The 25,541-nt window shown below is 72.9% G+C and carries 22 protein-coding genes; 14 read left to right on the top strand and 8 right to left on the bottom strand.

The features are described from left to right. Positions 1-173: 173 nt before the first annotated feature. Positions 174-755, bottom strand: a complete 582-nt coding sequence (locus ACWAT2_RS18410; RefSeq protein ID WP_402376830.1) for a TetR/AcrR family transcriptional regulator — start codon at positions 753-755, stop codon at positions 174-176. A gap of 200 nt (positions 756-955) precedes the next feature. Between ACWAT2_RS18410 and ACWAT2_RS18405 the strand changes: the two genes are divergently transcribed. Both ACWAT2_RS18405 and ACWAT2_RS18400 read left to right on the top strand, forming a co-directional pair. Continuing rightward, positions 956-1,444, top strand: coding sequence for a carboxymuconolactone decarboxylase family protein (locus ACWAT2_RS18405; protein ID WP_402376828.1), 489 nt, complete (start codon positions 956-958; stop codon positions 1,442-1,444). After that, entirely contained in the window at positions 1,441-2,436 is a 996-nt protein-coding gene (locus ACWAT2_RS18400) for a pirin family protein (protein WP_402376826.1), read from the top strand. The genes ACWAT2_RS18405 and ACWAT2_RS18400 overlap by 4 nt, the downstream gene beginning before the upstream one ends. A gap of 36 nt (positions 2,437-2,472) precedes the next feature. On the opposite strand, the gene ACWAT2_RS18395 is transcribed toward ACWAT2_RS18400, so the two are convergent. The 4 genes from ACWAT2_RS18395 to ACWAT2_RS18380 form a co-directional block, all read right to left on the bottom strand. Further along, a complete protein-coding gene (locus tag ACWAT2_RS18395; protein WP_402376823.1) occupies positions 2,473-3,186 on the bottom strand; it encodes a rhamnogalacturonan acetylesterase in 714 nt (237 codons plus the stop codon). Between the two features lie 62 nt (positions 3,187-3,248). Next, a complete protein-coding gene (locus tag ACWAT2_RS18390) occupies positions 3,249-4,037 on the bottom strand; it encodes a hypothetical protein (protein ID WP_402376820.1) in 789 nt (262 codons plus the stop codon). Continuing rightward, positions 4,034-4,762 carry an ABC transporter ATP-binding protein gene (locus ACWAT2_RS18385; protein WP_402376817.1) on the bottom strand — a complete coding sequence of 243 codons (729 nt, stop codon included), beginning with the start codon at positions 4,760-4,762 and terminating at the stop codon, positions 4,034-4,036. The genes ACWAT2_RS18390 and ACWAT2_RS18385 overlap by 4 nt, the downstream gene beginning before the upstream one ends. Beyond that, positions 4,759-5,325 (bottom strand): TetR/AcrR family transcriptional regulator, encoded by a 567-nt coding sequence (locus ACWAT2_RS18380; RefSeq protein WP_402376815.1) that lies wholly within the window; start codon positions 5,323-5,325, stop codon positions 4,759-4,761. The genes ACWAT2_RS18385 and ACWAT2_RS18380 overlap by 4 nt, the downstream gene beginning before the upstream one ends. Before the next feature lie 90 nt (positions 5,326-5,415). Here ACWAT2_RS18380 and ACWAT2_RS18375 point away from each other — a divergent pair, with 90 nt between their 5' ends. The 7 genes from ACWAT2_RS18375 to recR all read left to right on the top strand — a co-directional run bounded on the left by ACWAT2_RS18375 (position 5,416) and on the right by recR (position 14,048). Beyond that, positions 5,416-7,935: a DNA polymerase III subunit gamma and tau gene (locus ACWAT2_RS18375; RefSeq protein WP_402376812.1), complete on the top strand. Its 2,520-nt coding sequence runs from the start codon at positions 5,416-5,418 to the stop codon at positions 7,933-7,935. Between the two features lie 34 nt (positions 7,936-7,969). Continuing rightward, complete coding sequence (locus tag ACWAT2_RS18370) at positions 7,970-9,508, top strand: serine hydrolase domain-containing protein (RefSeq protein ID WP_402376809.1); 1,539 nt, start codon at positions 7,970-7,972, stop codon at positions 9,506-9,508. Between the two features lie 135 nt (positions 9,509-9,643). Continuing rightward, on the top strand, positions 9,644-10,588 hold the full coding sequence (locus ACWAT2_RS18365; protein ID WP_402376807.1) for an ABC transporter ATP-binding protein: 945 nt from the start codon (positions 9,644-9,646) through the stop codon (positions 10,586-10,588). Then, the gene (locus ACWAT2_RS18360; protein WP_402376804.1) at positions 10,585-11,400 is read left to right on the top strand and encodes an ABC transporter permease; all 816 of its coding nucleotides are present in this window, start codon (positions 10,585-10,587) and stop codon (positions 11,398-11,400) included. The genes ACWAT2_RS18365 and ACWAT2_RS18360 overlap by 4 nt, the downstream gene beginning before the upstream one ends. 35 nt (positions 11,401-11,435) lie before the next feature. Continuing rightward, positions 11,436-12,710, top strand: coding sequence for a sensor histidine kinase (locus tag ACWAT2_RS18355; protein WP_402376802.1), 1,275 nt, complete (start codon positions 11,436-11,438; stop codon positions 12,708-12,710). Further along, positions 12,707-13,312, top strand: coding sequence for a response regulator (locus tag ACWAT2_RS18350; RefSeq protein ID WP_402376799.1), 606 nt, complete (start codon positions 12,707-12,709; stop codon positions 13,310-13,312). The genes ACWAT2_RS18355 and ACWAT2_RS18350 overlap by 4 nt, the downstream gene beginning before the upstream one ends. Before the next feature lie 136 nt (positions 13,313-13,448). Continuing rightward, a complete protein-coding gene (gene recR, locus ACWAT2_RS18345) occupies positions 13,449-14,048 on the top strand; it encodes a recombination mediator RecR (RefSeq protein ID WP_402376798.1) in 600 nt (199 codons plus the stop codon). 66 nt (positions 14,049-14,114) lie between these two features. On the opposite strand, the gene ACWAT2_RS18340 is transcribed toward recR, so the two are convergent. Beyond that, complete coding sequence (locus ACWAT2_RS18340) at positions 14,115-17,756, bottom strand: 3-keto-alpha-glucoside-1,2-lyase-like domain-containing protein (RefSeq protein ID WP_402376795.1); 3,642 nt, start codon at positions 17,754-17,756, stop codon at positions 14,115-14,117. A gap of 216 nt (positions 17,757-17,972) precedes the next feature. Between ACWAT2_RS18340 and ACWAT2_RS18335 the strand changes: the two genes are divergently transcribed. Then, a complete protein-coding gene (locus tag ACWAT2_RS18335) occupies positions 17,973-18,542 on the top strand; it encodes a DUF5063 domain-containing protein (protein WP_402376792.1) in 570 nt (189 codons plus the stop codon). A 21-nt stretch (positions 18,543-18,563) separates the two neighbouring features. Here the strand turns inward: ACWAT2_RS18335 and ACWAT2_RS18330 are convergent, their stop codons facing one another. Continuing rightward, the gene (locus tag ACWAT2_RS18330; RefSeq protein WP_402376789.1) at positions 18,564-19,718 is read right to left on the bottom strand and encodes an ABC transporter permease; all 1,155 of its coding nucleotides are present in this window, start codon (positions 19,716-19,718) and stop codon (positions 18,564-18,566) included. Continuing rightward, entirely contained in the window at positions 19,715-20,638 is a 924-nt protein-coding gene (locus ACWAT2_RS18325; protein WP_402376788.1) for an ABC transporter ATP-binding protein, read from the bottom strand. The genes ACWAT2_RS18330 and ACWAT2_RS18325 overlap by 4 nt, the downstream gene beginning before the upstream one ends. A 106-nt stretch (positions 20,639-20,744) precedes the next feature. Here ACWAT2_RS18325 and ACWAT2_RS18320 point away from each other — a divergent pair, with 106 nt between their 5' ends. From ACWAT2_RS18320 to ACWAT2_RS18305, 4 genes are all read left to right on the top strand, one after another. Continuing rightward, a complete protein-coding gene (locus ACWAT2_RS18320) occupies positions 20,745-21,527 on the top strand; it encodes a TSUP family transporter (RefSeq protein ID WP_402376785.1) in 783 nt (260 codons plus the stop codon). A gap of 145 nt (positions 21,528-21,672) precedes the next feature. Beyond that, on the top strand, positions 21,673-22,974 hold the full coding sequence (locus ACWAT2_RS18315; RefSeq protein ID WP_402376783.1) for an aspartate kinase: 1,302 nt from the start codon (positions 21,673-21,675) through the stop codon (positions 22,972-22,974). Positions 22,975-22,981: 7 nt separating this feature from the next. Further along, a complete protein-coding gene (locus tag ACWAT2_RS18310; RefSeq protein ID WP_402376780.1) occupies positions 22,982-24,094 on the top strand; it encodes an aspartate-semialdehyde dehydrogenase in 1,113 nt (370 codons plus the stop codon). A gap of 204 nt (positions 24,095-24,298) precedes the next feature. Further along, the gene (locus tag ACWAT2_RS18305; protein WP_402376778.1) at positions 24,299-25,312 is read left to right on the top strand and encodes a Fic family protein; all 1,014 of its coding nucleotides are present in this window, start codon (positions 24,299-24,301) and stop codon (positions 25,310-25,312) included. Positions 25,313-25,541: the final 229 nt, after the last annotated feature.

The following is a 25,541-nucleotide window of genomic DNA, read 5'->3' as shown; positions in this document are numbered from 1 at the left end:
CATAGACCGATCGATCGGCAAGGCAAGGGGTACGGGGTCGTCAGAGGTGCGTTCGTCCGTCGACGAGCGCAAGGGCGCGCCAGAGCGCGCCAGGGTGCGCAGGTGTCAGGACCTGCCGATGGGTCCACGGTCGCCAGGCGCCGCACCGGGGTGCGGGCGGAGGGGGGAGGGCCTCAGAGGGGCGAGCGGAACGTGCCGTCGGACGCGAGCTCGAGCAGCAAGCGGGTGGCGGCCGCGATGCTCTGCGCGTCCTCGTCGCCGATCACGGCTGCCGCGGCGATCCCCTCGGCGGCCCGTCGCACGATCTGGATGCGTTCGGCGCTGAGCCCGTCCGCGGCGAACTGCCTGCTCCATTCCGCGTTCTGCTCGTTGACGAGCGACGCGACCGCGGGGATGGCGTAGAGGCCGTTCCAGCTCACGGCCGAGGAGAGGTCACGGACGGCGGTGGCCTCGGCGCTCCCCGCGCTGAGCGCGCGGACATAGGCGCGCAGCACCTTGCCGGGGTAGTTCTCCGACAGGTCGAGGTGCTCGAGCACCGTCGCGCGGAACTGCTCGTAGACGTCCTCGACCACGGCGACGACGAGCTGGTCCCGGTTGCCGAAGTGATGGATGAGGCCGCTCTTGGACACGCCTGCCGCGGACGCGACCTGGGCCAGCGTCACCGCGGAGCCCTTCTCGAGGATCACGGCGGTCGCCGCGTCGAGGACGGCGCGCCGCGTGCGCTCCGCGTTGCGCGTCTTTCGCACCTCCGCCATCCGGCTGCCCACCTCGTGTCGACCTGCTGACCAAGGAGTCGATACTACAGCGTGCCTGATCGGTTGAGCAGTTCGTCGACGGCGTCCGGTTCGCCGGAGCGCTTGACCCTGTGCCGGGAACACGGTCTTGACTCACCTCATGCATGAGATCGTCGAGACGTCCGCTCCACGTGCCGCCGCCGGCCCCGCCCGTGCCGACCGTGCCTAGAGCCGGCGTGGGCCCGTTCCTCGACAAGGCCGTGCCGGAATCGTGGCACGCCCTGGTCGCCTTCTCGGTGGAGACGCGCGACGCCGCGAAGCAGCGCGGGCTCCTCGCGCAGGAGTCCGAGCTGATCAAGGTGCGATCGTCCCAGCTCAACGGTTGCACCTTCTGCATGGACCTCCACGGGCGAGAGGCGAGGCAGGCGGGCGTCCCGCAGCAGCAGCTGGACGTGCTGCCGGGCTGGCGAGATGCAGGTGTGTTCGGGGACCGGGAACGGGCGGTGCTCGCGGTGGCCGAGGCCGTGACGGTCCTCCCGCTCGACGACAGGACCGCCGCCGAGCTGTCCGCCGCCCGGGAGGTCCTCGGTGACGCGACGTTCGCGGCCGCCGAGTGGGTGGCCGTCGCCATCAACGCGTTCAACCGGATCTCCATCCTCAGCGGGCACCCGGTGCGCCCACGCGACCACGAAGGAAGGCTGGTCCGATGACCAACCTCGACAGCCGCCCCGAGGTGGAGCTCCTCGAGCCCGGTCGGCAGTCCGTCGCCGTCGAGGTCCTGGAACCGCGCCCGGTGGCGCTCGGGGGACCGCGCGCCATGAGCGTCTACCGCACGCTGCCCCAGCGGAAGCGTTCGTTGGTCGGAGCCTGGTGCTTCCTGGACCACTACGGCCCCGACGACGTCGCGGAGACCGGCGGCATGCTGGTGCCACGGCACCCGCACACCGGCCTGGCGACGGTGTCCTGGCTGTTCACGGGGGGCGTCGAGCATCTCGACTCCGGCGGGAACGCGGCGTCGGTCGTCCCGGGATCGCTCAACCTGATGATCGCGGGTCGGGGGGTCACCCACCAGGAGATCAGCTCGCCGGGCACTCGATCCCTGCACGGCGTGCAGCTCTGGTACGCGCTGCCCGAGGCGACGCGGTTCGGCGAGAACGCGTTCGTGCGCCACACGCCGGAGCCTGTCGAGCTGCCCGGGGTGACCGCCCGCGTGTTCGTCGGAGAGCTCCTGGGTTCGGTGTCGCCGGTCGACACGCGCACGGCCGACCTGCTCGGCGCCGAGCTGGTCCTCGCGCCCGGCGCCTCCGTGCGGTTGGGCATCCGAGCGGACTTCGAGCACGCGGTGCTCGCCGAGGACGCGGACGTCGTGGTCGGCTCGACCACCGTGGGGCATCGTTCGCTGGCGTACCTGCCGCCGGGGGCGGACTGGCTGGCCGTCACGGCGGGAGCCACGGGTGCCCGGGTGATCCTCCTCGGGGGTGTGCCGCTGGGCGAGCAGATCGTGATGTGGTGGAACTTCGTCGGGCGCGACCACGACGAGATCGCCGAGTTCCGCCGTCGCTACCAGGCGGAGCTCGGGTTCGAGCCCGCCGACCCGCGGGACGCGGGAGCGCCGGACCTGTTCGGTCCGTTTCCTCCGGGGCAACCGCCGGCGCTGCCCGCTCCGCCCATGCCGACCGTCAGGCTGCGCCCGCGGGAGTGAGGTGGACGCCAGGGTGGCGGGCGCGGTGCAGCGCCGTCAGCCCTGCTGTGCCGCCATGATCGCTGCGCCCATCGGCTCGGCGGCGTCGTGCACGCCGTCGATCGCGACGAGCGCCTCGGCGACGTACTGCGCCACGTAGCGGGCGCCGGCGGTGGTGAAGTGCGTGTTGTCCGTGGCCAGCGCGTCGTCCACACGCAGGCCGGCCTCGACGGCCGCCCCGTGCGGGAACAGCGCGGCCGACGCCTCCGGCCCGAGCCAGGTGTACAGCCAGCGGGTGAAGACAGTCAGGTCGATCACCGGCACGTCCAGCTCCCTGCCCAGCGCGCGGACGGCGGCGGGGTAGGGGCCGTGCGACCAGCGCAACGTGCCGTCGTCGGCGAACCAGCGGCGCTCGACGCTCGTGGCCAGCACGGGGCTGGCTCCGGCGTCACGCGCCTCGGTCACGAAGTCGGTGAGCCGACGGCGGTACCCGCCCTCGGCGGCGAGCTCGGTGGGGTCCTTCTGGTCGTTGTGGCCGAACTGGATGACCACGGTGTCGTCGGCGCGCACCGCCTCGACGACACGGTCCCAGTGGCCCTCGTCGCGGAACGACTGCGTGGTGGCGCCGCCGATCGCGAGGTTGCGGACGTCGTCGTGCACGAACCGCGCGAGCTCGTCGCCCCAGCCGAGCAGCGGGACCTCCGGATGGCCCGAGGTGGCGCCGTGGTCGGTGGGGGCGACGGTGGAGTCGCCCGCGAGGTGGATCGTCATCGGTCCTCCTGGGATTGAAACGATACAAACCTAGAGGGAGCCCAGCGCTGCGTCAACTCCCGTCACACGTCGGTCAGCCGCCGCCACTGGCGCACGACGACGGCGATCGCCGCCGGCGCGACGGCCGCGGTCAGCCCGAGCGCCGCGGGGGTGACCGACGCCGCCACCTGCACGCCGCCCATGCCCGTCCACAGCGACGGCACCGCGTAGGGGAACCATGCCCCGCCGCCCACCAGCACCACCACCTGGGTCAGGGCCACGACGCCGATCAGCGTGCCCACCGTGGCCAGCGGGCTCCGGGTCGCGGTCGCCACCGCGGCGAACGGGGGAGCCAGGCAGGCCGCGAGCAGCCCGACCAGCAGCGCCTGCCCGGCGGTCGCCCAGGCCTCGTCCGTGAACGTCTCGCCGCCCACCGTCACCACCGCTGTGGAAGCCACGACGGTCAGCGACACCGCCGCCAGCGCACACCCCGCCGCCCAGCCGAGCACCACGAGGCACCGCGCCTGCGCGATGGTGGACCGCTGCGTCGCGAGTCCGAACAGCGAGCCCGCGCGCCCGTCGGCGAGCGGCTGGCCGAACACCGCCGCGTACGCGAACCCTGCGGCCATGAGCAGCCCCACGGCCAGCACCTGCCCGGCGACCGTCAGGTGCGTGACGGCGAGCGGGCCGTGCGCGTAGTCGGCAAGTTTGGCCGCTCCTGCGCCGTCCACCGCCCCCGACCTGGCTAGCGCCGTCGTGCCGACGCTCGCCAGCGGCAGCAGCACCAGGACCAGGGGAGTCGCGATCCGCTGCACCGTCGATCGTCGCCAGGCCAGGGCCTCCACCCGCAGCGCGGTGCCCAGCCCGGTCACGCCGCGCTCCCGGACCGGCCCGCGTCCGCCTCGAGCACCCGCGCGAAGAACCGCTGCTCCATCTCGGGCCCGGGCGCGAGCTCGCCGACGTCCCGTCCGCCGTGCACGACGACGACGCGGTCGGCCACGCGCGCCACCTCGTCCAGGTGGTGGCTCGAGACCAGCACGGCGGCGCCGCCGTCGGCCAGGGAGCGGACCAGCTCGCGCACGTGCACCACGCCGCGCGGGTCGAGCGCGGAGGTCGGCTCGTCGAGCACCAGCGCCGACGGTCCGTGGACCACCGCGCAGGCGATCCCCAGCCGCTGGGCGTTGCCGGCGGACAGCGTGCGGGCCCGCGCGCCCGCCCACGCGTCGAGGTCCAGACGGTGCACGACGGCGGCGCTCGCGGCCGGGACGTCGGCTCGCGCCATGCCGTGCAGCAGTGCGGCGGTCCGCACGTTCTCGGTCACCGTGAGGTCGGGTGAGACCAGCGCGGCCCCGACGACGTGGCCGAACCGTCGTGCCGCCGTCGTGCCCAGCGTGGCGGGATCCGCACCGAGCACGTGGGCGGTGCCCTGCTGCGGGTGGAGCCGGCCGGTCAGGATGCGCAGCGCCGTCGTCTTGCCCGCGCCGTTGAGGCCGACCATCGCGACGACCTCCCCGGCAGCCACGTCGAGGGACAGGTCGTCGAGGGCCGCGCGGTCGCCGAACCGGTGCCGCAGGCCGTGCAGGGCCAGCGCTCTCACGACGTCTCGCCGAGGAGGTCGAGCGCGCGGGTGACCACGACGCCGAGGCGGGTCTCGCCGTCGGGCAGCCCCGGCATCGCGAGCAGCGCCGCCGTGCAGGCGGCCAGGCAGGCTGCTGCGGCGACGGCGGCGTCGAGGCGGGGCACGCCGTCGGCCACGAGGGCGTCGGCGATCGCGCGCTCGGTGTCGGCGGTGGCGGCGACCATGGCGGCGCGCAGGGACGGGTGCGCGGCGACCAGCCGGACGCGGCGCGTGGCCGTGGCGTCCTCGACCGGCTCGATCGTGCCGAGGGCGGCGAGCATGCCGCGGCGGACACGCTCGACGGGGGCGAGTCCGTGCGGCTGGGCAGCGACCGCCCGGGCGATGAGCGGGTCGTAGGGGTCGGAGACGAGGACGGAGTCCTTGGTGGGGAAGTGCCGGAAGAACGTCATCTGCGTGACGCCGGCGGCCGTGGCGATCCGGGCGACGGTGGTCGTGTCGTACCCCTCGCGCTCGAACAGGTCGAGGGCCGCGGCGAGGATGCGTTCCCGGGTGCGCAGCGCCCGGGGGGTGGGGACGGTCACGGGTCCTATGTTAGTCACTAACATTGTGCGTGGCGAGACGTGACGGACCGGGAGGTGTCCCTGTCAGCCCCGGCGTCTATCGTTGCGTGCGTGTCCACCGCTCTGTACCGCCGCTACCGGCCCGAGACCTTCGCCGAGGTGATCGGCCAGGAGCACGTCACCGCGCCGCTCATGCAGGCGTTGCGCAGCGGGCGCGTCAACCACGCCTACCTCTTCTCCGGGCCGCGAGGCTGCGGCAAGACGACCTCGGCACGCATCCTCGCGCGCACGCTCAACTGCGCCCGCAACACCCCGGAGAAGCCGCTCGACACGCCCTGCGGCGAGTGCCCGTCGTGCGTCGAGCTGGCACGCGGCGGCTCCGGGTCGCTCGACGTCGTCGAGATCGACGCGGCCTCGCACAACGGCGTGGACGACGCGCGCGACCTGCGTGAGCGCGCCACGTTCGCCCCCGCGCGCGACCGGTACAAGATCTTCATCCTCGACGAGGCCCACATGGTCACCCAGCAGGGCTTCAACGCGCTGCTGAAGATCGTCGAGGAGCCGCCGCCGCACATCAAGTTCGTGTTCGCGACGACGGAGCCCGACAAGGTCATCGGCACCATCCGGTCACGCACCCACCACTACCCGTTCCGGCTCGTGCCCCCGGACGTCCTGGGCCCGTACCTCGACGAGCTGTGCGCCGCCGAGGGCGTCGAGATCGGCGCGGGGGTCGTGCCGCTCGTGACGCGCGCCGGCGGCGGCTCCGTACGTGACTCGCTGTCCGTCATGGACCAGCTCATCGCCGGGGCGACGGGCGGGACGGTCGAGTACGACACCGCCGTCGGCCTCCTCGGGTTCACGCACGCGACCCTGCTGGACGACGTCGTGGACGCCCTCGCGGCGCGCGACGGCGCCTCGATCTTCCGGGTGGTCGACCAGATCATCGCCACCGGGCACGAGCCGCGCCGGTTCGTCGAGGACGTGCTGGAGCGGCTGCGGGACCTGGTCGTGATCGCCGTCTCGGGGGACGCCGCGGGCGCGGTGCTGCGCGACCTGCCCTCGGACCAGCTCGAGCGCATGACCGAGCAGGCGACCCACCTCGGGCTCGCCGAGCTGTCCCGCGCGGCCGACCTGGTCAACTCCGCCCTCACCGAGATGACCGGCGCCACCTCGCCACGCCTGCACCTCGAGCTGCTGTGCGCCCGCCTGCTGCTGCCCGGCGCCGACGACGGTGCCGACGGACTCGCCGCGCGCATCGACCGGCTGGAGCGAGGCGCCATCGCCGCGGCACCGGCCGGCATGCCCGCCGCTGCCGGCGACCGGCCCGGCCCGGGTGCAGAACCGGCGCCGACGGCGGCGCCCGCCGCGGACGGCCAGGGCGGCGGCACGGGGGCCGGGAGCACGGCAGGGCTGTCCGGCGCGGCGGCCGCGCGGGCTGCCCTGCAGCAGAGCCGACGACCCGTCGCCCGGGACGTGGGCTCGAGCCCCGAGAGCGTGTCCGCGGCGTCCGCCACCGAGCCTGCGTCCGACCCGCAGCGCGAGTCCGAGCCCGAGCCCGCGTTCGACACCGATCGCGAGCAGGGGATCGACCGTGAGCCTGTCTCTGATCCCCAGAGCGAGCCCGAGGCTGTGCGTGAGCCGGAGCCTGAGCGCGAGGCGGAGGTCGCACCCGGTCCTCCGGCGCCCACCGAGCCCGTCGCCGACGAACCGGAGGCTGCGCTCCCGTCCGAACCGCCGGCCGCCGAGCCCTCCGTGGAGCCGGCGTCCGGCCCCGCACCGGTGCACACTCCTGCGGCGGCGACCGAGCCGTCTTCCGGATCTTCCGAGGTGACGGCCGAGCTGGTGCGGCGACGCTGGGACGAGGTGGTCGCGAACCTGTCCAGCCCGGTCACCCGCGCCCTCGTGGGCCCCAACGCCCAGGTGGCCTCGCTGTCCGGGGGAGTGCTGCGGATCGCCTTCGACGCGGAGGGCATGGCTCGCACGTTCTCCGCGCAGCCGCGGCACGTCGACGCGGTGGTCGATGCCGTCTTCCAGACCCTCGGGGTGCAGGTACGCCTCGAGGCGACCGTCGGCGCGCCCGGACCGACCGAACAGCCGACCCCGCCGAGCCCGAGCGTGCCCGACGCGGCCCCGGACGGCGGGCCTCGAGGAGCCGCTGTCGCGCCGGCAGGATCGCCGCGCGGCGGAGTGTCCGTCGCGCGCGTCGACGACACGCCTCCCTCAGCGGCCTCGGCCTCTGAGCCGGCAGGCCAGTCGGCCCAGTCAGCCCAGTCGGCCCAGTCGGTCCAGTCGGCCGCCGATGCCGCCGACGCGGCCTGGCTCGCCGGGTCGTCGTCGTCGCCCTCGGACGGTGCGTCGGCCACCGCGCCGTCGGCCACCGCGCCGTCGGCCACCGCGCCGTCGACCGCCGCGCCGTCGGCCGCTGCGCAGACGCCCCGCCAGGCGGCCGAGCAGGCCGCGGCCGCGTCCCGAGAACGGGAGCAGTCGGAGCGGGCGCGCCCGTCCGGGGGCGGCTACGACGACGCCTCGGACGACGACCCCGACATCGCCTCCACAGGGCTGCTCGGGGTGCCGCTCGTCGTGAAGGTGCTGGACGGCACGATCCTGGAGGAGGTCGCCGACCAGCCGTGAGGACCCCGGCGGGACGGTGCGGCAGACTGGCCCCGTGCCGACGACGACACCGACCGCCCCCGCCCGCCTTCCCCGCGCCACCCCGGAGTCGCACGGGGTGGACCAGGCCGTCCTCGAACGCCTCGTCGCGACGCTCGACGGCCTCCGCGACGTCCACAGCCTCATGGTGCTCCGCCACGGCTCGGTGGTCGCCGAGGCATGGTGGCACCCCTACGCACCCGACGAGACGCACACCATGTTCTCGGTGTCGAAGTCCTTCACGGCCACCGCCGTCGGCCTCGCGGCGGCGGAGGGTCTGCTGCGCACCGACGACCGCGTGATCGACCTGCTGCCCGACGACGCCCCCGCCGAGCCGAGCGCCCACCTGTCCGCCATGACCGTCCGTGACCTGCTGACGATGACGTCCGGTCACGGCACCGACACGATGAACTTCACCCTGACGAACCTGCACGTCCCCGGGTCGAGCTGGGCGCAGGCGATCCTGGCGGCGCCGGTCGTCCACGAGCCCGGGACGCGCTTCGTCTACAACACGGGCGCCACCTACCTGCTCTCCGCGATCCTGCACCGGCTCACGGGCGAGCGGCTCCTCGACTACCTCACGCCGCGCCTGCTCGCCCCGCTGGGTATCACGGGCGCCACCTGGGAGCAGTGCCCGCGGGGGATCGACGTCGGTGGCTACGGTCTGCGCCTCACCACCGAGGAGCTCGCGGTGTTCGGCCAGCTGTTGCTGCAGCGCGGCACCTGGGGCGGCGAGCAGCTCGTCCCGGCCGCCTGGGTGGACGAGATGACCGCCGCCCAGGTGCCCAACGGCCCCGACCAGAACGTTGAGTGGGCGCAGGGCTACGGGTACCAGTTCTGGCGCTGCCGCGGTGACGCGTACCGAGCCGACGGCGCCTTCGGGCAGTTCTGCGTGGTGTCGCCGGGACGCGACATGGTCGTGGTCCTCACCGCGGGCGCGCAGGCCACGCACCTCGAGCTCGAGGCGGCCCTCGACGCGATGGACGCCGTCGTCGGTGCAGCGCCCGGAGCAGGAGCCCCGGCCGACGGCGGTTCCTTCTCGCCCCGGGACCTCGCGGTCGCAGTGCCGCACGGCACGGCGCACGAACCGCTCGAGGACTTCGTACGCGGCTCGACGTTCACCCTCGAGGGGCACGACGGCGGAGCACCGGACACGCCGGACGGCCCGCAGCCGGGTTCGCCCGCCCGGCACACCCGGTCCGTGCTGCGCTGGCACAGCGTCGGCATCGACCGCAAGGGTGACGAGATCGAGCTCGGCTGGACCCTCGCGGGCAGCACCGAGCGGCAGGTGGTGCGCTGCGGCGTCGGCCACTGGGTGGTGGGTCGCGCCCGGGTCGACGACGAGGACCTGCCCGTCGCGGGCGCCGCCGCCTGGACGGCTCCGCACGAGCTGACGTGCCGTCTCCTGTGGCGCGGGACGCCCTTCGCCCTCGACGCACGCCTGACGTTCGGCGGCGACGGCGAGGGACGGTGGGTCGAGCTGGCCGTGGACCAGAACGTGTCGTTCGGGCCGACGGCCCTGCTGCGTGCCACCGGGCTGGGCGCCACGCCCTGAGGCTGACCCGCCCTGAGCCCGCACCGCACCGTCGGGCACGATCTGACAGATGTCATGGGTGGACCGTGGGAACCGCACGGCGACCGGTGATCACAGGCACTACCTGCGGCGTCGTCCGCGGGACAGGATCGTGGCATGACCTTCGAACCGATCGTCTCCCTGCGGGGGGTGCGACGCCGGTACGGCCCGTTCGAGGCCGTGCGGGGCGTCGACCTGGACCTGCGGCGAGGCGAGCTGCTGGCCCTGCTCGGCACCAACGGTGCCGGCAAGACGTCGCTGGTCGAGCTCGTCGAAGGGCTGGCCCCCGCGGACGCCGGGCAGATCCGCGTGCTGGGTCACGACCCGTACCGCGAGCGCTCGCGCATCGTCGGGGGTCTGGGCGTGATGCTCCAGGAGGCGGGGTTCTCGTCCGACCTGACGACCGTCGAGACGATGCGCATGTGGGCCGGCACCCTCGCCCGCCCGCGCCCGGTCGACGAGGTGCTGGCCGACCTGGCGCTGACGTCCCGCGCCGACGTGCGCGTGGGCAGCCTCTCCGGCGGTGAACGACGACGGCTCGACCTGGCGCTCGCGATCCTCGGCCACCCGGAGCTGCTGGTCCTGGACGAGCCGACCACCGGCCTGGACCCGGAGAGCCGCCGCGCGGTGTGGCGGCTGGTGCGCGGGCTGCTCGAGGACGGTGCCACCGTCCTGCTGACCACGCACTACCTCGAGGAGGCCGAGGAGCTCGCCGACCGCGTCGCGATCATGCGCGCCGGGCGGGTGGTGCGCGAGGGGACGGTCGCCGAGGCGGTCGCCGCGGAGCCGGCACGGATCGAGTTCGTCCCGCACGACGGGCCGGGGGCCACGTTGCGGCTCACGACGACGGACCTGCCGGCGATGCCCGGACTGGTGCACGCCGACGTCGACCGGGGCCGGGTGCGGGTGCGGACCTCCGCGCTGCAGGAGGACCTGGAGATCGTGCTGACCTGGGCCCGCGAGCACGGGCTGCGCCTGGAGGAGCTGGAGGCCCGGTCGGCGTCCCTCGAGCAGGCGTTCCTCTCGCTCGCCGAGGGGACGGACGAGGAGGTGGCGGCATGATCGGCTCGACCGCTCCCGCGGACGCCCGACCGGCGTCACGGACCCGGCGTCTGCTCGCGCTGGCCCGCGCCGAGACGCTGCTCCTGGTCCGCAACCGTGCGGCGCTCGCCAACGCGCTCCTGCTCCCCGTCGGGTTCGTCGGGCTGTTCGCCGTGCTCGGCGGGGTGGGCGACGACGACGCCTCCGGCCAGGCCGTGGCGGCCGGAGTGCTCGCGATGCTGCACGTCGTCGCCCTGATCTTCGTCGTCTACTACAACCTCACCACCGCGTACGTCGCGCGCCGGGAGGATCGCGTGCTCCAGCGGCTGCTGACCGGCTCCACCACGCGCGTCGACGCGCTGCTCGCACCCGCGCTGCCCGCCGTCGTCGTCGTCCTCGTCCAGCTCGGGCTCGGCTACGCGGCGGTGTCCGCCATGATCGAGCCACCGGGCATGGCCAACCCGGTGCTGGTGCTCGTCGCCGCGCTGGGCGGTGCGGTGGTGCTGGGGGCGATCGCGGCCGCGACCGCGGGCTTCTCGAGGACCGTGGAGTCCGTCCAGCTCACCACGCTGCCGGCGATCGTGCTGATCCTGCCGTTCGCGGGGCTGTTCCCCACCCCGGACGCGATCAGCACCGTCGCGCGCTTCACGCCGCTGCGGCCGGTGACGGAGCTCATGGGGCTGGGCCTCACGGGGACCGACGCCGCCGGGCAGACGCTGTCGTTCGTCGAGACCTTCGGTGCGGCGGGCCTCCCGGTCCTCGTGCTCGCCGGATGGACGACGCTCGGTGTCCTGGCGGCACGGCGATGGATGCGCTGGGCACCGCGACGTTGAGCCCTTCCCGATCCAGGACGTGGCAGGCTGACAGCGTGAGCCCTCGCCAGACCGCGTCCGTCCCGCACTCCGCGTCGTTCCGACCGGCGGCGTCGTTGGCCGGTGGAGCACGCGGGGTCGAGATCTACACCCGCATCAGCCTGTACCTGTTCGTGCCGATGGAGGGGTTCTTCTACCTCTACGCCGCGAGCGCGCTGGCGCACAGCCGGGACCCGTTGCCGTCGGCGCTCGCGCTCGGGCTGCTCGCCGTCGTGGCGCTGGTCCACATCGGGTTGGCGTTCGCGACGGTGCACGTCGGGTTCGACCAGCCGTTGGTGCGTGACCGGCTGCACCCGGTGGTGCTGGCGCTGCTCGCGGTGACCGCCGTCGTCGTCGGCCTCTCGCTGGTGGTGCTGCCCGGGGTGGCCGAGACCGGCAGCTGGGACGCGCGCAGCCTGATGATCGGCGCGTGCGGGGCGGCGACCTTCGGGGCGCTGGCCATCGGCTTCCCGTTCCGGCGGCTGGCGATCGCGGGCACCGTGGTGCCCGTCATGATCCTCGCCGGGCGGCTGCTGGACGGCGCCCTCGACGTCGGTGCCGTCGTCGTGGCGGTGTTCCTGTACGTGGCGACGATGTTCTGGACGAGCACGGTACGGATCTCGATGTGGGTGCTCGAGGTGGTGCGCGAGCTGGAGGCGTCGCGCGAGATGGTCGGCCGGCTCGCCGTCGCCGAGGAGCGCCTGCGGATCTCGCGTGACATGCACGACGTCGTCGGGCGAGCCCTGTCGGCCGTCGCCGTCAAGAGCGACCTGTCGGCCGCGCTCGCCCGTCGCGGCGACCCGCGTGCCGCCGAGGAGATGGACGAGGTGCGCACCCTCGCCCAGGAGTCGTTGCGCGAGGTGCGCGGCGTGGTCGCCGGCTATCGCGCCACCGACCTGGCGACCGAGCTGGCCGGGGCGCGGTCGGTCCTGCGTGCCGCCGGGATCGCCGTCCGTGTCATCGGCGTGGTGCCGCCGCTGGCCACGACCCAGCAGGACGCGCTGGCCTGGGTGGTGCGCGAGGCCGTGACGAACGTGGTGCGGCACTCGAAGGCCGCCGAGTGCCGCCTCGAGCTCGACGACGACGGCGACACGACCGTGCTGCGCATCGTCAACGACGGCGTCGTGGGCGCTGAGCCCGGTGCTGTGCGCCGCGGCGAGCCCGCTGGGACGGGGCTGGCCGGCCTGCGCGAACGACTTGCCGCCGTCGGCGGCACCCTCGACGTGTCGACCCATGGTGACCGGTTCACCCTGGTGGCGCGTGTCCCGACGCAACCCGGAGCTGCCGCATGATCCGCATCGTCCTCGCCGACGACGAGACCCTCATCCGCGACGCCGTCGCCCAGCTCCTCGACCTGGAGGACGACCTGGACGTGATCGCCGTGGCGGCGTCCGGGACGGAGGCGGTCGCCGTCGTCCGGCATCTACGGCCGGACGTCGCGGTGCTCGACCTCCAGATGCCGGGCGCGGACGGCATCGAGGTGGCCGAGCAGGTGCGGACGGAGGTCCCGGACTGCGGGATCGTCATCGTCACCGGCCACGGGCGACCCGGGCACCTCAAGAAGGCGCTCGGGGCCGGGGTGCGGGGGTTCCTGCCCAAGACGGTCTCGGCCGCGGTGCTGGCCGCCGCGATCCGGCAGGTGGCGTCGGGCGGGCGGTACGTCGACCCCGAGCTGGCGGCCGACGCCATCGCCGCGGGCGACTCGCCGCTGACGGCGCGGGAGGCCGACGTGCTGGAGCTCGCCGCCGACGGGGCCCGGGTGGAGGAGATCGCCGACCGCGCTGCGCTGGCGCCGGGCACGGTGCGCAACTACCTGTCCTCGGCCGTGGCGAAGCTCGGGGTCACCAACCGGCACGAGGCCGTCCGGGTGGCGCGCGCCAAGGGCTGGGTCTGATCCCGCCCACCCCCTCCTCGCTGTGGGTGCACGACACGCCGCCCAGCCAGGGGCGGCAGACGGCGTGTCGTGCACCCACAGCGACGAAGGGCGGGGTGGGGCGGGGGTTGTCGGGTGCGGCCCGTACCCTGGGCGTGTGTACGAAGGAGCGGTCCAGGACCTGATCGACGAGCTCGGCCGGCTTCCCGGCGTCGGGCCCAAGAGTGCGCAGCGGATCGCGTTCCACCTGCTCGCCGCGGACGCCGCGGACGTGCGGCGGCTGACCGACGCCCTCACCGAGGTGAAGCTGCGCGTGCAGTTCTGCGAGGTCTGCGGCAACGTCGCGGAGTCCGAGCGGTGCCGCATCTGCTCCGACCCGCGGCGCAGCGACGAGACCATCTGCGTGGTCGAGGAGCCCAAGGACGTCGTCGCCATCGAGCGCACGCGCGAGTTCCGCGGCAGGTACCACGTGCTCGGCGGCGCGATCAACCCGCTTGACAACGTCGGGCCGGACGACCTGCGCATCGCCGAGCTCATGTCGCGGCTGGCCGACGGCGCGGTCACCGAGGTCATCATCGCCACCGACCCGAACGTCGAGGGCGAGGCCACGGCCACGTACCTCTCGCGGCTCATCGGACCGATGGGGCTGACCGTCTCGCGCCTGGCCTCCGGGCTGCCCGTCGGCGGCGACCTGGAGTACGCGGACGAGGTCACCCTCGGCCGCGCGTTCGAGGGCCGGCGCGTCGTCGGCACCTGACGGCCCGACGCGAACGGGCCCGCCCCCACGGAGGGGAGCAGGCCCGGTCGCGGTGATGCGGAGCGGTCAGCGCACCGTGAGGTCCGCCGTCGTGCTGGTGTCGCCGTAGACGGCGTCACCCAGGTACTCCACGGTCACCGTGTGCACCCCCGCGGAGAGCCCCGACGTCGGCATCTTCACCTTGGCCGGGCCCTTGCCGATCTCGGTGGTGACGACCTCGTCGCCGAGCGTGACGCGCACGGTGCCGGTCGGGACCGGGTCACCCTCCGCGCCGGACACCCAGACCATCGCCTTGGTGTCCTTGCCGGCCTTGACCTTCGGCGGAGCGAGCTTCGCCCGGATCTCGGCGGGCAGGCCCTCAGCGCAGTCCGCGGCGTCGTAGGACGCCTCGAGCTCGAGGGTGCGCTTGTCGCCGTTCGCCGTCACCTGGACGGCGCCGGCCGCGAGCTCGGCGGCCTCGGCCGCGAACGACTCCGTGACGGAGGCCCCCGGCTCGACGCCCTCGACCGTGCGGGACCCGAGCGCCGTGTCGATGGTGAGGTCCACCGGCACGTCCGTCTCGGTGTTGGACGCGTGGACGTCCAGCACGGCGGCGTCCGCCTCGCAGCGCACCTCCGCGGTGGCCGTGACGGCCAGGTCGCCCAGCGGCTTGACCTGGATGTCCCGGTAGGACACCGTCTCGCCGCCGCCGTGGTTCTGGATCCCGAGGAACCCCTGGGAGAGGTCGCGCGCCGGGTCCGTGCTGACGAAGTCGTTCACCAGCACACCGTTGAGGTAGATCCGGATGGTGTCACCCACGACGCGGATGTCGTAGCTGTTCCACTCGGGGACCGGGTTGAGGGCCGCGTCGCGGGCCTCTTCGTCCGCACCCTGGAAGGTGTAGATCGCACCGGTGGTGCGGTCCGGCTCGTCGCTGGCGTCGATCTGGATCTCGTAGCCCTGGTCGACGGCGACCCACGGGTCGTCGCCCGGGTCGGGGAACCCGACGAACACGCCGCCGTTGTCGTCCTTCACGAGCTTCCAGTCGAGCGTCAGGCTGTAGGAGCCCTCGAGCTCGGCGGTGTGCCAGAGCAGACCCATGCCGCCCTCGGTCTTCAGCGTGCAGTCGTCCTGGCGCCCGAAGGAGCCGGCGCCGGCGAGCCGCCAGTCGTCGAAGCTCGCGAGGGTGCCGTCGAACAGGGCGGTGTACCCCTCGTCCGGCTCGGTCGGCGAGCACAGGTCGGGCGACTCGCCGATCGACAGGACGTCGAGGTTGACGTTGCCGTCGTCGCCCTCGTCGTACCGGAGCGTGATCGTGTTGGCGCCCTCGCGCAGGTCGAGGTCGCGCGTGGCGAAGTCCCACGTCTTCCAGTCACCCGTGCTCGGCAGCACCCAGGGGTCCACCTCGGTGCCGTTGACGAGCACCGAGATCGACTTGTCGCCCTCGAACGGGTTGGGCCCGTTGGAGTACCGCAGGTTGACCGGCTGCGTGCCGGCCGCGTCGGCGTTCACGGTGAACGTCACGCCCGCGCCGGCGGACTGGATGCCGTCGACGAACCCGGAGCCCGAGTAGCCGCTGTGCTCGCTGGCGAGCCCGGCGGACCCGAGCAGCACCGACTCCTCGGCCTCGTAGTACCCGCGGTCGGCAGGGGCCACGTAGCCGGGCAGGCTGTTGAGCGTGTACCAGGCCTCGGTGTTCCACAGCTCACGGCCCTCGGCGTCGCTGAACGGGCGCGGCGAGCGCAGGTGCACGACCCGGCCCGGCTTCAGCCCGTCGACCGAGAGGCTGACGGTGGTGCGGTCCTCCGAGACGGTGGCCTCGCTGACGTGCAGCACCTCCTCGTCGATCTTCGGCCCGCCGTACTGCTGGGTGGGCACGTAGCGCCACTGGTCCACGCGGTACGCCTGGGCGGCGTCCTCGGCGATCTTCGCGGCCGTCTCCTCGGACAGCGGCTGGTTGTACTCGACCTCGAAGCCGCCGTCGCGCACGCGCATCTCGAGCATGTCGAACGACTCCTGGCCGTTCGGCGTCAGCTTCTGCAGGCCGTAGCGGAGCTTGTTGGGCTCGCTCCAGTTGCCGGCCTCGCCGATGCCGCCCACGTAGACCGCGCCGTCGGGCCCGATCACGGTGCGGTTGACGCCCGCCTCGAGCCCTGCGGTGTGCCGGAACACGGCTCCCTGGAACTCGCCGTCGACCTTCTCGAGGAACCCGCGCTGCAGGCCGCCGTAGGTGACGTCGCCGAACAGGACCTGGCCGGCGAACTGCCCCTCGCTGAGCTGCACGGGCTCGCTGGGCGAGTTGCCGATCTCGTTCTGCGGGATCCACAGTGCCGGCTGGGTGACGGGCTGGTCGTCGAACGGGCCGTCCGGGTTGGTGTAGTGGTTGAAGAACCGGTCCTGCTCGACGTGCACCAGCTTGGAGCTGGGCAGCCAGGCGCCCTGGTTGTCCATGACGAAGAGCTCGTCGTCCGGCCCGAACGTCATGCCGTTCGGCGTGCGGAGCCCGCCGGCGACGTAGTCGATCTCGCCGGTCTCCCGGTCGACCGTGATGCTCGTGCCGCGGTTCTCGGCCGGCTGCGGGTCGGTCGTGGCGCCACCGTTGTTGATGGCCACGGAGAGGTTGACGTAGAACTTGTCCTCGTCGTGCAGCAGCCCGAACGCGAACTCGTGGAAGTTGCCGCCGAACGGCCACTCGGCCACGGTGGAGCGCTGGTCGTAGAAGCCGTCCCCGTCCGGGTCCGTCAGCTCGGTGAGCGCGTCGCGCTCGGTGACGAAGATCGAGTCGTCGATGACGGCCACGCCCATGGGGTTGAACAGGTCGGTGGCGATCTTGGTCGCGGTGACCTCCTCGGCGCTGGTCTCGCCGGTCACCTGGTCGAGCACGAACAGCTCGCCGGGCTCCGGGTCCTCGACCCAGCCGCCGGGGCTCACGGAGCCGGACGTCGCGACGACGAGGTCGCCGTCGGCGGTCCAGTCCATGCCGGAGACCATCGGCTCGAAGCCTTCGGGCCGCAGGTCGGTGAGGTCGTAGCCGGGGTGCACGGCGTCCAGGGGCAGGCCGTCGCCGGCGGTGTCCTCGGCGCCCTCGCAGTACTTGGTGCCGGGGGCCGTGACGCGGACGACGCCGGCCTCGGTGCTCAGCGCCTCCTGCGGCACCACGGTGAACTCGCTGGCGCCCGGCGGCATCCACTCGAGCCGCAGGACCTGGCCGTAGGCGTCCTCGAAGAACTCGACGAACAGCGGGTGCGCGCCGGCGGTCAGCGTGACGGTGCCGTCCACGGACTCCTCGCCGTGCAGGCCGTCGTTGTCCACGACGACCTCGTCACCGATCGACAGCCGGGAGCCGTCGTCGCTGGTGAGGCGGAACGTGTACTCGCCGTCCTCGGGGGCGTGGACGTTGCCAACCACGTGGGTGAGGAAGTGGTCTTCGAGCCCGAACTGGCTCGCCTCGGTCCAGTCCACCGTGGGCATGAGCTTGTCGATGTTGGGAGTCTGGCCGCTCTTGAGGGTGCAGAGCTGTTTGATGCCCTGCCGCAGGTCGTAGGTGCGCAGCGTGACGCCGGGTTCCTGGGGCGGCAGGTCGGCGGTCTGCAGCTGCGTGGCGGCCGGGGAGGCGGGCTCGACGGCTCCGGCGGGTGCGGTGGCGAGGGCAGCGGTGCCGCCCGCCAGGGCGAGGGTGACGAGTCCCGCGAGACATCTGGTGGCGGGGCCGGACGGTCGTGCTGGCATGTTCTTCCTCCTTGAAGACGGTGTCGACCGCTCCTGACCGTAGACGAGCTTCTGCTGATCGGCAAGCAAAAGATGATCATCAAGACTAATGATCTTGCCGATCTCATGGCAGATCGCCGGTCGCCTGGCGTCCCGGAGGTCGCTCGGGGGACACTGTCAGCACGCGGGGGCGAGAGACGCTCGGCCCGGCATCGAGCGCAGGAACGGGTGAGGAACGTGCCAGAGATCTCCGCCGACTCGGAGCTGCGCGACGTCGCCGAGCAGATGTCGGCCCAGGCCCGGACGTTCCTGTCGACGACGTCGCAGGTCGCCTCGGGCGGATTCCCGGGCGCCGAGCTGTCCCTGCTGATCCTCGCGACCTCGGACCTGCTCGCGGCGGGCGCACGGCTCGCGGCGATCACCGACGTCGTCCCCGTCGAGCGCTTCGAGCCCGACGCCGGGCGGGAGACCGACATGGACCCGCTGCGGACCGCGCTGGCCCGGATGTTCGACGGGTTCGACGACTACGTCGAGGTGACCGACCCGGTGCTGAGCGCCGACGTCGCCCCGGCGACCCTCTCCGGGGACCTGGCCTGCGTGGCCGACGAGATCGCCAAGGGGCTGCAGCACTTCGACGACGGCCACGAGCTCGAGGGCCTGTGGTGGTGGCAGTTCAGCTACCTGTCGAGCTGGGGCGAGCGTGCCGCGTCAGGGTTGCGCGTGCTCCAGGGCGTCCTCGGCCACCTGCGCCTCGACGTGCCCGACGACGTCGCCGCCGAGGCGGAGTACGACGCGCTGCACGCCTGACCCGCCGAGGCGCGGGGACGGTCAGGCGACGCGGGTGCCCTGCGGCAGCCGGTGCGCCGGGATGCGCAGGCGCCGGACGGCGGTGACGATCCCGCCCGCGCCGAGCAGCACGTAGATCCCGAGGCCCCAGGGCCACACCTCCGACTCGCTCGGCTGCTGCTCCTCGACGGGCGACGTGAGCTGCGTGTCGCGACCGTCGACCGTGAACCACATGTCTCCGCACCAGTCCTGCTCCGCCGGAGGACCGGTGCGGGCGAACCGGACCCCGTACTGGATCAGCGTCAACGGGTCGGCAGCGGACTCGTACGTCTCGGGGTCGGCGAGCGGCTGGGCGTCCGCGACGATCACGAACGGGTTGGCGGCGAGCAGCCACCAGGTGCGTTCGGAGTGCCAGACGTCCTGCGTCTGGACCGTCCACCCGCACTCCGGCGGCTCCGTGTCCTCCCAGTCGTAGTCGGTCGGTGCGCTCCAGGTCCGCACGTCCTCGGTGGTGGTCACCAGCGGTGCGCTGAGGCCGAAGAGCGCCAGCGTCACGACCGACAGCCCGCCCACGGTGAGGTAGGTGAGCACCGCCGAACCGGAGGTCTTCGCGGTGAGCGCGGAGAACCCGAGGCCGACGGCGCACACCACCCCGAGCACGACGGCGAGCACCAGCACGACGGACACGAGCGACCAGAACGGCAGCCCGCCCACGGCGAACGCCCACACGATGAACGGCACGCTCGCGGCCAGGAAGGCGAGGGCTGCCAGCCAGGCGGCCAGCAGCTTGCCGACCACGATCTCCGCGGGGGTGAGGAGCGTGGCCTGGAGGGTCGCGAGCGTCCCGGCGGCACGGTCGCCGTTGATCGCCGGAGCGGTGAGCGCCGGCGCGACCAGCAGCCCGAGGAAGAGGACGAAGAAGACGACGACGCCGAACATCGTCCCGCCCGCGCCGTCCGCGCCCATCGACGGGTCGTCGAACAGCATGGTGACCGCGCCGGAGGTGAGCAGGGTGATGAGCCCCACCACCACGAACCACACGACGAGCGCGATCTTCCAGCGCGTGGAGCGCACCCGCTGCCGCAGCTCGAGCTGCGTCACCGTCCGCACGCCCTGCCACGACAGGGACCAGTCGCTCGTGGGCACCGCACGGGGCTGGGTGCCCGACGGCGGGACCTCCCGGGTCTCGACGCTCACCGTCGTTCCTCCTCGAGTCGCAGGTACGCCTGCTCCAGCGCGCCACCGGCCGGCGCCATGGAGACCACCGGCACGCCGGCGTCGACCGCGTCGCGCAGCAGGGCCGCCGCGGCCTCGTCGCCGCCGAGCTCGACCAGCGCGGCGCCGTCGTCCTCGAGCCGGGCGGCGATCCCGGCCGTGGTGAGCCACTCCGCCAGCGGATCGGGGGTCAGTGCGGCGATCCGCCACGCGCGGCGCTCCGCGGCGGCGTCGTCCACGGACTGCGACCGCACGGTGCGCCCCTGGGAGAGGAAGACCGCGTCGTCGGCCATCTCGTCGAGCTCGGTGAGCACGTGCGAGCTGATGAGGATCGTCTTGCCCGCTGCCGCGAGACGGCGCACGAGCTCGCGCAGGTCCACGCGCGAGCGAGGGTCCAGGCCGGAGGCGGGTTCGTCGAGGAGCAGCACGTCGGGGTCGTGGACCAGCGACCGAGCGAGCCCGAGCCGCTGCTTCTGCCCCCGGGAGAGCACGTGCGCGGGGGAGTCGGCCAGATCGGCGAGGTGCACCAGCTCCAGCAGCTCGGCCGCGCGCCGGGCGCCGTCCGCGGCGCTCATCCGGTAGGCCGCCGCCACGGTCGTCAGCACCTCGCGGGCGGTGAGCGACTCCCACGTGCCGAACACGTCGGGCATCCAGCCGATCCGGGCGCGGGCGGCACGGCCGTGCGCAGCGGGATCGATGCCGCCGACCCGGACCTCGCCGCCGTCGGGCGCCAGCAGCCCGGCGAGCATCAGCAGGAGCGTCGTCTTGCCGGACCCGTTGGGGCCGACCAGCGCCGTGACGCGGCCGGGCCGCGCCTCCAGGGTCACGTCCACCACCGCGTGCACGGTGCCGAAGGCCCGCCGCACGCCGCGCGTGCTGATACCACCGCCGTCGTCGGTCATGGCGACGAACCTACGCCGCGAGGCGCGGTACCGACATCATCCTCCGGGATGATCTCTCACCTGCGACGACGGCCTCGGGCGTCGAGCACGTGCAAGGATTCGACGCGTGCTCGACCTCGACCCCACCACCATCGTCCTGCTCGTCCTGGCCGGCCTCGCCGCCGGCTGGGTCGACGCCGTCGTCGGTGGGGGCGGGCTGATCCAGCTCCCCGCGCTGCTGCTCGTGCCGGGCATCTCGCCCGTGCAGGCGCTCGCGACCAACAAGCTCGGCTCGATCATGGGCACCTCGGTGAGCTCGATCACCTACTACCGGCGCGTCGGCCCCGACCTGACGACGGCGGGGCCGATGGCGCTCGCGGCCCTGGCCGGGGCGGTCGGCGGCGCGGCGCTCGCCACGCAGATCCCGGCGGAGCTGTTCACGCCGATCATCCTCGTGGTGCTCGTCGGGGTCGCCCTGTTCACGATCCTGCGGCCGCGGCTCGGCGCACAGGACGACCTGCGCTGGGAGGGCAACCGGCACCGGTGGACGGCCGCGGGCATCGGCCTGGTCATCGGCGCCTACGACGGCCTGCTCGGGCCCGGGACGGGGACGTTCCTGGTGATCTCCCTGGTGAGCGTGCTCGGCTACGCGTTCCTGCCGGCGTCCGCGCTGGCGAAGATCGTCAACTTCGCCACGAACCTCGGGGCGCTGCTGTACTTCGTGCCGCACGGCGCCGTGATCTGGGGACTCGGCCTGTCGATGGGGGTGGCGAACCTCGTGGGCGGGTACGTCGGGGCGCGGATGGCCGTCGCGAAGGGCTCCGGGTTCGTGCGGGTGGTGTTCGTGGTGGTGGTCGGCGCGCTGATCTGCAAGCTCGGCTACGACGTCGTCACCGACCTCTCGAGGTAGTGCGCACTCCGCCGAGGTAGTACCGCCGTCTGTGACGGCGTCCACATCGGCCGTGGAGGGCCGGACGCTACGATGGTCCGCGCACACACAAGACACCGGCGGGCCGTTGAGAGAGACGGTGGCCGGCAACAGGAAGGTTGCATGCATGGCACTGGTCGTGCAGAAGTACGGTGGGTCGTCCGTCTCGGACGCCCGCTCCATCAAGCGCGTGGCCAAGCGCATCGCCGAGGCCAAGCGCGCCGGCAACGACGTGGTCGTGGTGGTGAGCGCCATGGGCGACACCACGGACGAGCTCCTCGAACTTGCCGAAGAGATCAGCCCGAGGCCTCCGCAGCGCGAGATGGACATCCTGCTCACCGCCGGTGAGCGGATCTCGATGTCCCTCCTCGCGATGGCGATCGACAAGCTCGGGGTCAAGGCGAAGTCCTTCACCGGCCAGCAGGCCGGCCTCCTCACCGACGCGGTCCACGGCAAGGCCCGCATCGTCGACGTCGTCCCGCACCGGATCCGCCAGACCCTCTCCAAGGGTCAGGTCGCGATCGTCGCGGGGTTCCAGGGCGTCAGCACATCCAACGACGTCACCACGCTCGGTCGTGGTGGGTCCGACACGACGGCGGTCGCCCTGGCCGCCGGGCTCGACGCGGACGTCTGCGAGATCTACACCGACGTCGACGGCATCTTCAGCGCCGACCCCCGCATCGTCACCGGCGCCCGCAAGATCGACCGCGTCACCTACGAGGAGATGCTCGAGCTGGCTGCCTCCGGCGCCAAGGTCCTCGCGCTGCGGGCCGTCGAGTACGCGCGCCGGTACGACGTACCGGTGCACGTCCGCAGCTCGTTCTCGGGCAAGACCGGCACGCTCGTGACCGGCACCCACGGAGACGCCATCGACCCGAACGCCAGCACCGGTGACCAGGAGGAAGCCATGGAAGACCCGATCATCTCCGGCGTCGCGCACGACAGCAGCGAGGCCAAGATCACCGTCGTCGGCGTCCCCGACACGCTCGGCCAGGCCGCCCGCATCTTCGAGGTGGTCGCCGGAGCCGGCGCGAACATCGACATGATCGTGCAGAACGTCTCGGTCGCCGCGACGGGCCTGACGGACATCTCGTTCACGCTGCCGCACGGCGACGTCCGCTCGACGGTCGCCGCGCTCAACGCCGTGAAGTCGGAGCTCAAGTTCGACGAGCTGGAGATCGACGAGGAGATCGGCAAGGTCTCCCTCGTCGGCGCCGGCATGAAGTCGCACCCGGGCATCTCGGCACGCCTCTTCGGCGCGCTGCGCGACGCCGGGATCAACATCGAGATGATCTCCACCTCGGAGATCCGCATCTCGGTCGTCACCCGCGCGGACAACCTCGACGACGCGGTGCGGGCCATCCACTCCGCGTTCGGCCTGGACTCCTCCGAGGGCGAGGCCGTGGTCTACGCCGGGACGGGGCGGTGATCGGCTGATGGCTCTCATCAACAACCAGGGCGTCGACGTCGCCGTGGTCGGTGCGACCGGCCAGGTCGGTGCCGTCATCCGCCGGTTCCTCTCCGAGCGCGGCTTCCCCGTGAAGAACCTGCGCCTCTTCGCCTCGGCGCGGTCGGCCGGCTCGGTCATCACGTACGAGGGCGTCGACGTCACGGTCGAGGACGTCGCGGCGACGCCGACGGCGGAGCTTGCCGACATCGACATCGCCCTGTTCTCCGCCGGTGGGGGGACGTCGCGCGAGCACGCTCCCCGCTTCGCCGAGGCGGGCGCCGTCGTCGTCGACAACTCGTCCGCGTGGCGCCTCGACCCCGAGGTGCCGCTGGTGGTCTCCGAGGTGAACCCGGAGGCGATCGCCGACGCGGCCAAGGGCATCATCGCCAACCCGAACTGCACCACGATGGCCGCCATGCCGGTGCTCAAGCCGCTGGCCGCGGAGGCCGGGCTGGAGCGCCTGCGCGTCGCGACCTACCAGGCGGTGTCGGGGTCGGGGGTCGGCGGGGTCAAGGAGCTTGCCGACCAGGCGCGCGCCGCCGTCGCCGGTGACCTCGAGGGCCTGGCGCTCTCGGGGGACGCGGTCCAGCTCCCCGAGCCGGAGAAGTACGTGGCGCCGATCGCGTTCGACGTGGTGGCGCTGGCCGGCTCGATCGTGGACGACGGGTCCGAGGAGACGGACGAGGAGCAGAAGCTCCGCAACGAGTCCCGCAAGATCCTCGGGCTGCCGGACCTCGCCGTGGCGGGGACCTGTGTGCGCGTGCCGGTGTTCACCGGGCACTCGCTGGCGATCCACGCGGAGTTCGGCGCGGCGATCACGCCCGACCGGGCGCGCGAGCTGCTGGGTTCCGCGCCGGGCGTGGAGCTGGCCGACGTCCCGACGCCGCTGGCCGCCGCCGGTGCCGACCCGTCGTTCGTGGGCCGTCTCCGCGTGGACCAGTCGGTGCCGGACGGTCGTGGTCTCGTGATGTTCGTGTCCAACGACAACCTGCGCAAGGGTGCCGCGCTCAACGCCGTGCAGATCGCGGAGATCGTCGCCGGCGACCTGGCCGAGCTCGCGACGTACGACGAGCTCGAGACCGCCGCGGCCGACGCCTGACGGCTCGGCGAGACGGACGGGCCGCGGTGGGACTCGTCCCGCCGCGGCCCTCGTCGTTCCACACCTCCGCTGTGGGTGCACGACACGCCGTTGTCGCCGCGTGGATGGTGGCGTGTCGTGCACCCACAGCGGAGGGGCGGGTGGGGCTGCTGTGTGCCACGTGGCAACTGCGTTGACACGTTCGTCTAACCCCTCCCTCCCCAGGTGGAGCTGGAGACCCACACGGTGCTCAAGGCGACGATCGAGGCGCGTGATGCCCTGGCGCGCTTCGACGCGCGAGCGCAGGCCCTGCCGAATCCGACGGTGCTGATCAACGCCATCCCGCTCCTGGAGGCCCAGGCAAGCTCGGAGATCGAGAACATCGTCACGACGACGGACGAGCTGTTCACGGCAGCAGCCACAGACGTCGGAGCGACTCCCGCGGCACGGGAGGCGCTCCGGTACCGCAGCGCGCTGCAGACCGGTTTCCAGCAGGTTGGCCAGCGCCCGCTCACGGCGAACACGGCGGCCGAGATCTGCGCCGTCATCCGCGGCCACGACGAGGGGTTCCGTCGCGGTGAGGTGTTCATCGGAGATCCTGCGACCAGGCAGCAGGTCTACACCCCGCCGTCGGGCACCGCGCTGAGCAGCTTGCTCGACGACTGGTCGGAGTTCCTCAACGCGCCGTCCGATCTGGACCCGCTGGTGCGCATGGCTGTCGCCCACTACCAGTTCGAGGCGATCCACCCGTTCACCGACGGCAACGGTCGCACCGGGCGCATCATGAACGTCCTGATGCTCTGCGACGCCGGCCTGATGCACCTTCCCCTGCTCTACCTGTCCCGCTACATCATCGAGTCGAAGGACGACTACTACCGTCTGCTGCGCCTGGTGACGTCGGACGGGGCCTGGGAACCGTGGGTCCGGTACATCGTCGACGGCGTCCGTGTGACTGCGGAGCGGACCACCCGGGTGGTCGACAACATCGACAAGGTTCAGGAACGGCTGCTCGATCATGTGCGCCAGGTGGTGGGGTCGGCCAACGGCGACCTGTTGGCGGTGCTCATGGAGCAGCCATATGCCCGGGTGCGGGACGTCATCGACCGGTGCGGCGTGTCTCGGCCCACGGCCTCCAAGTGGATGCACGGGCTGGTCGACGCCGGCGTGCTTGCCGACCTGCGCGTCGGGCGCGAGGTGCTCTACATCAACCGGGCGCTGATGGACGTGCTGCGCGGGTGACCACAGCCTGCGGACGTCGGTGCGCCTTCAGCACGGCAACGTGCCGCACGCAGCGCCGGCCGGGCCCTGGCACGCACCACGACCGCCACGACCGCCACGACCGCCACCGTCCCCTGCGCCACCATCGACGCCGTGGGAGACACCGCGGGGTGGTCAGCAGGTGGTGGCTCCGTGCAGGTCGTCGCAGTGGAGGCGGACGCGTGCTTCGGTGACGGTGACGGGTTCGGTG

This window comes from Isoptericola sp. GX10416, from assembly GCF_056590155.1.
This window is presented reverse-complemented; position numbering and strand designations above follow the sequence as displayed.

Coding starts and splice junctions, on each gene's coding strand:
- ACWAT2_RS18410 (WP_402376830.1), bottom strand. CDS start 755: ATGGCGGAGGTGCGAAAGACGCGCAACGCGGAGCGCACGCGGCGCGCC.
- ACWAT2_RS18400 (WP_402376826.1), top strand. CDS start 1,441: ATGACCAACCTCGACAGCCGCCCCGAGGTGGAGCTCCTCGAGCCCGGT.
- ACWAT2_RS18395 (WP_402376823.1), bottom strand. CDS start 3,186: ATGACGATCCACCTCGCGGGCGACTCCACCGTCGCCCCCACCGACCAC.
- ACWAT2_RS18365 (WP_402376807.1), top strand. CDS start 9,644: ATGACCTTCGAACCGATCGTCTCCCTGCGGGGGGTGCGACGCCGGTAC.
- ACWAT2_RS18360 (WP_402376804.1), top strand. CDS start 10,585: ATGATCGGCTCGACCGCTCCCGCGGACGCCCGACCGGCGTCACGGACC.
- ACWAT2_RS18350 (WP_402376799.1), top strand. CDS start 12,707: ATGATCCGCATCGTCCTCGCCGACGACGAGACCCTCATCCGCGACGCC.
- ACWAT2_RS18340 (WP_402376795.1), bottom strand. CDS start 17,756: ATGCCAGCACGACCGTCCGGCCCCGCCACCAGATGTCTCGCGGGACTC.
- ACWAT2_RS18325 (WP_402376788.1), bottom strand. CDS start 20,638: ATGACCGACGACGGCGGTGGTATCAGCACGCGCGGCGTGCGGCGGGCC.
- ACWAT2_RS18315 (WP_402376783.1), top strand. CDS start 21,673: ATGGCACTGGTCGTGCAGAAGTACGGTGGGTCGTCCGTCTCGGACGCC.
- ACWAT2_RS18310 (WP_402376780.1), top strand. CDS start 22,982: ATGGCTCTCATCAACAACCAGGGCGTCGACGTCGCCGTGGTCGGTGCG.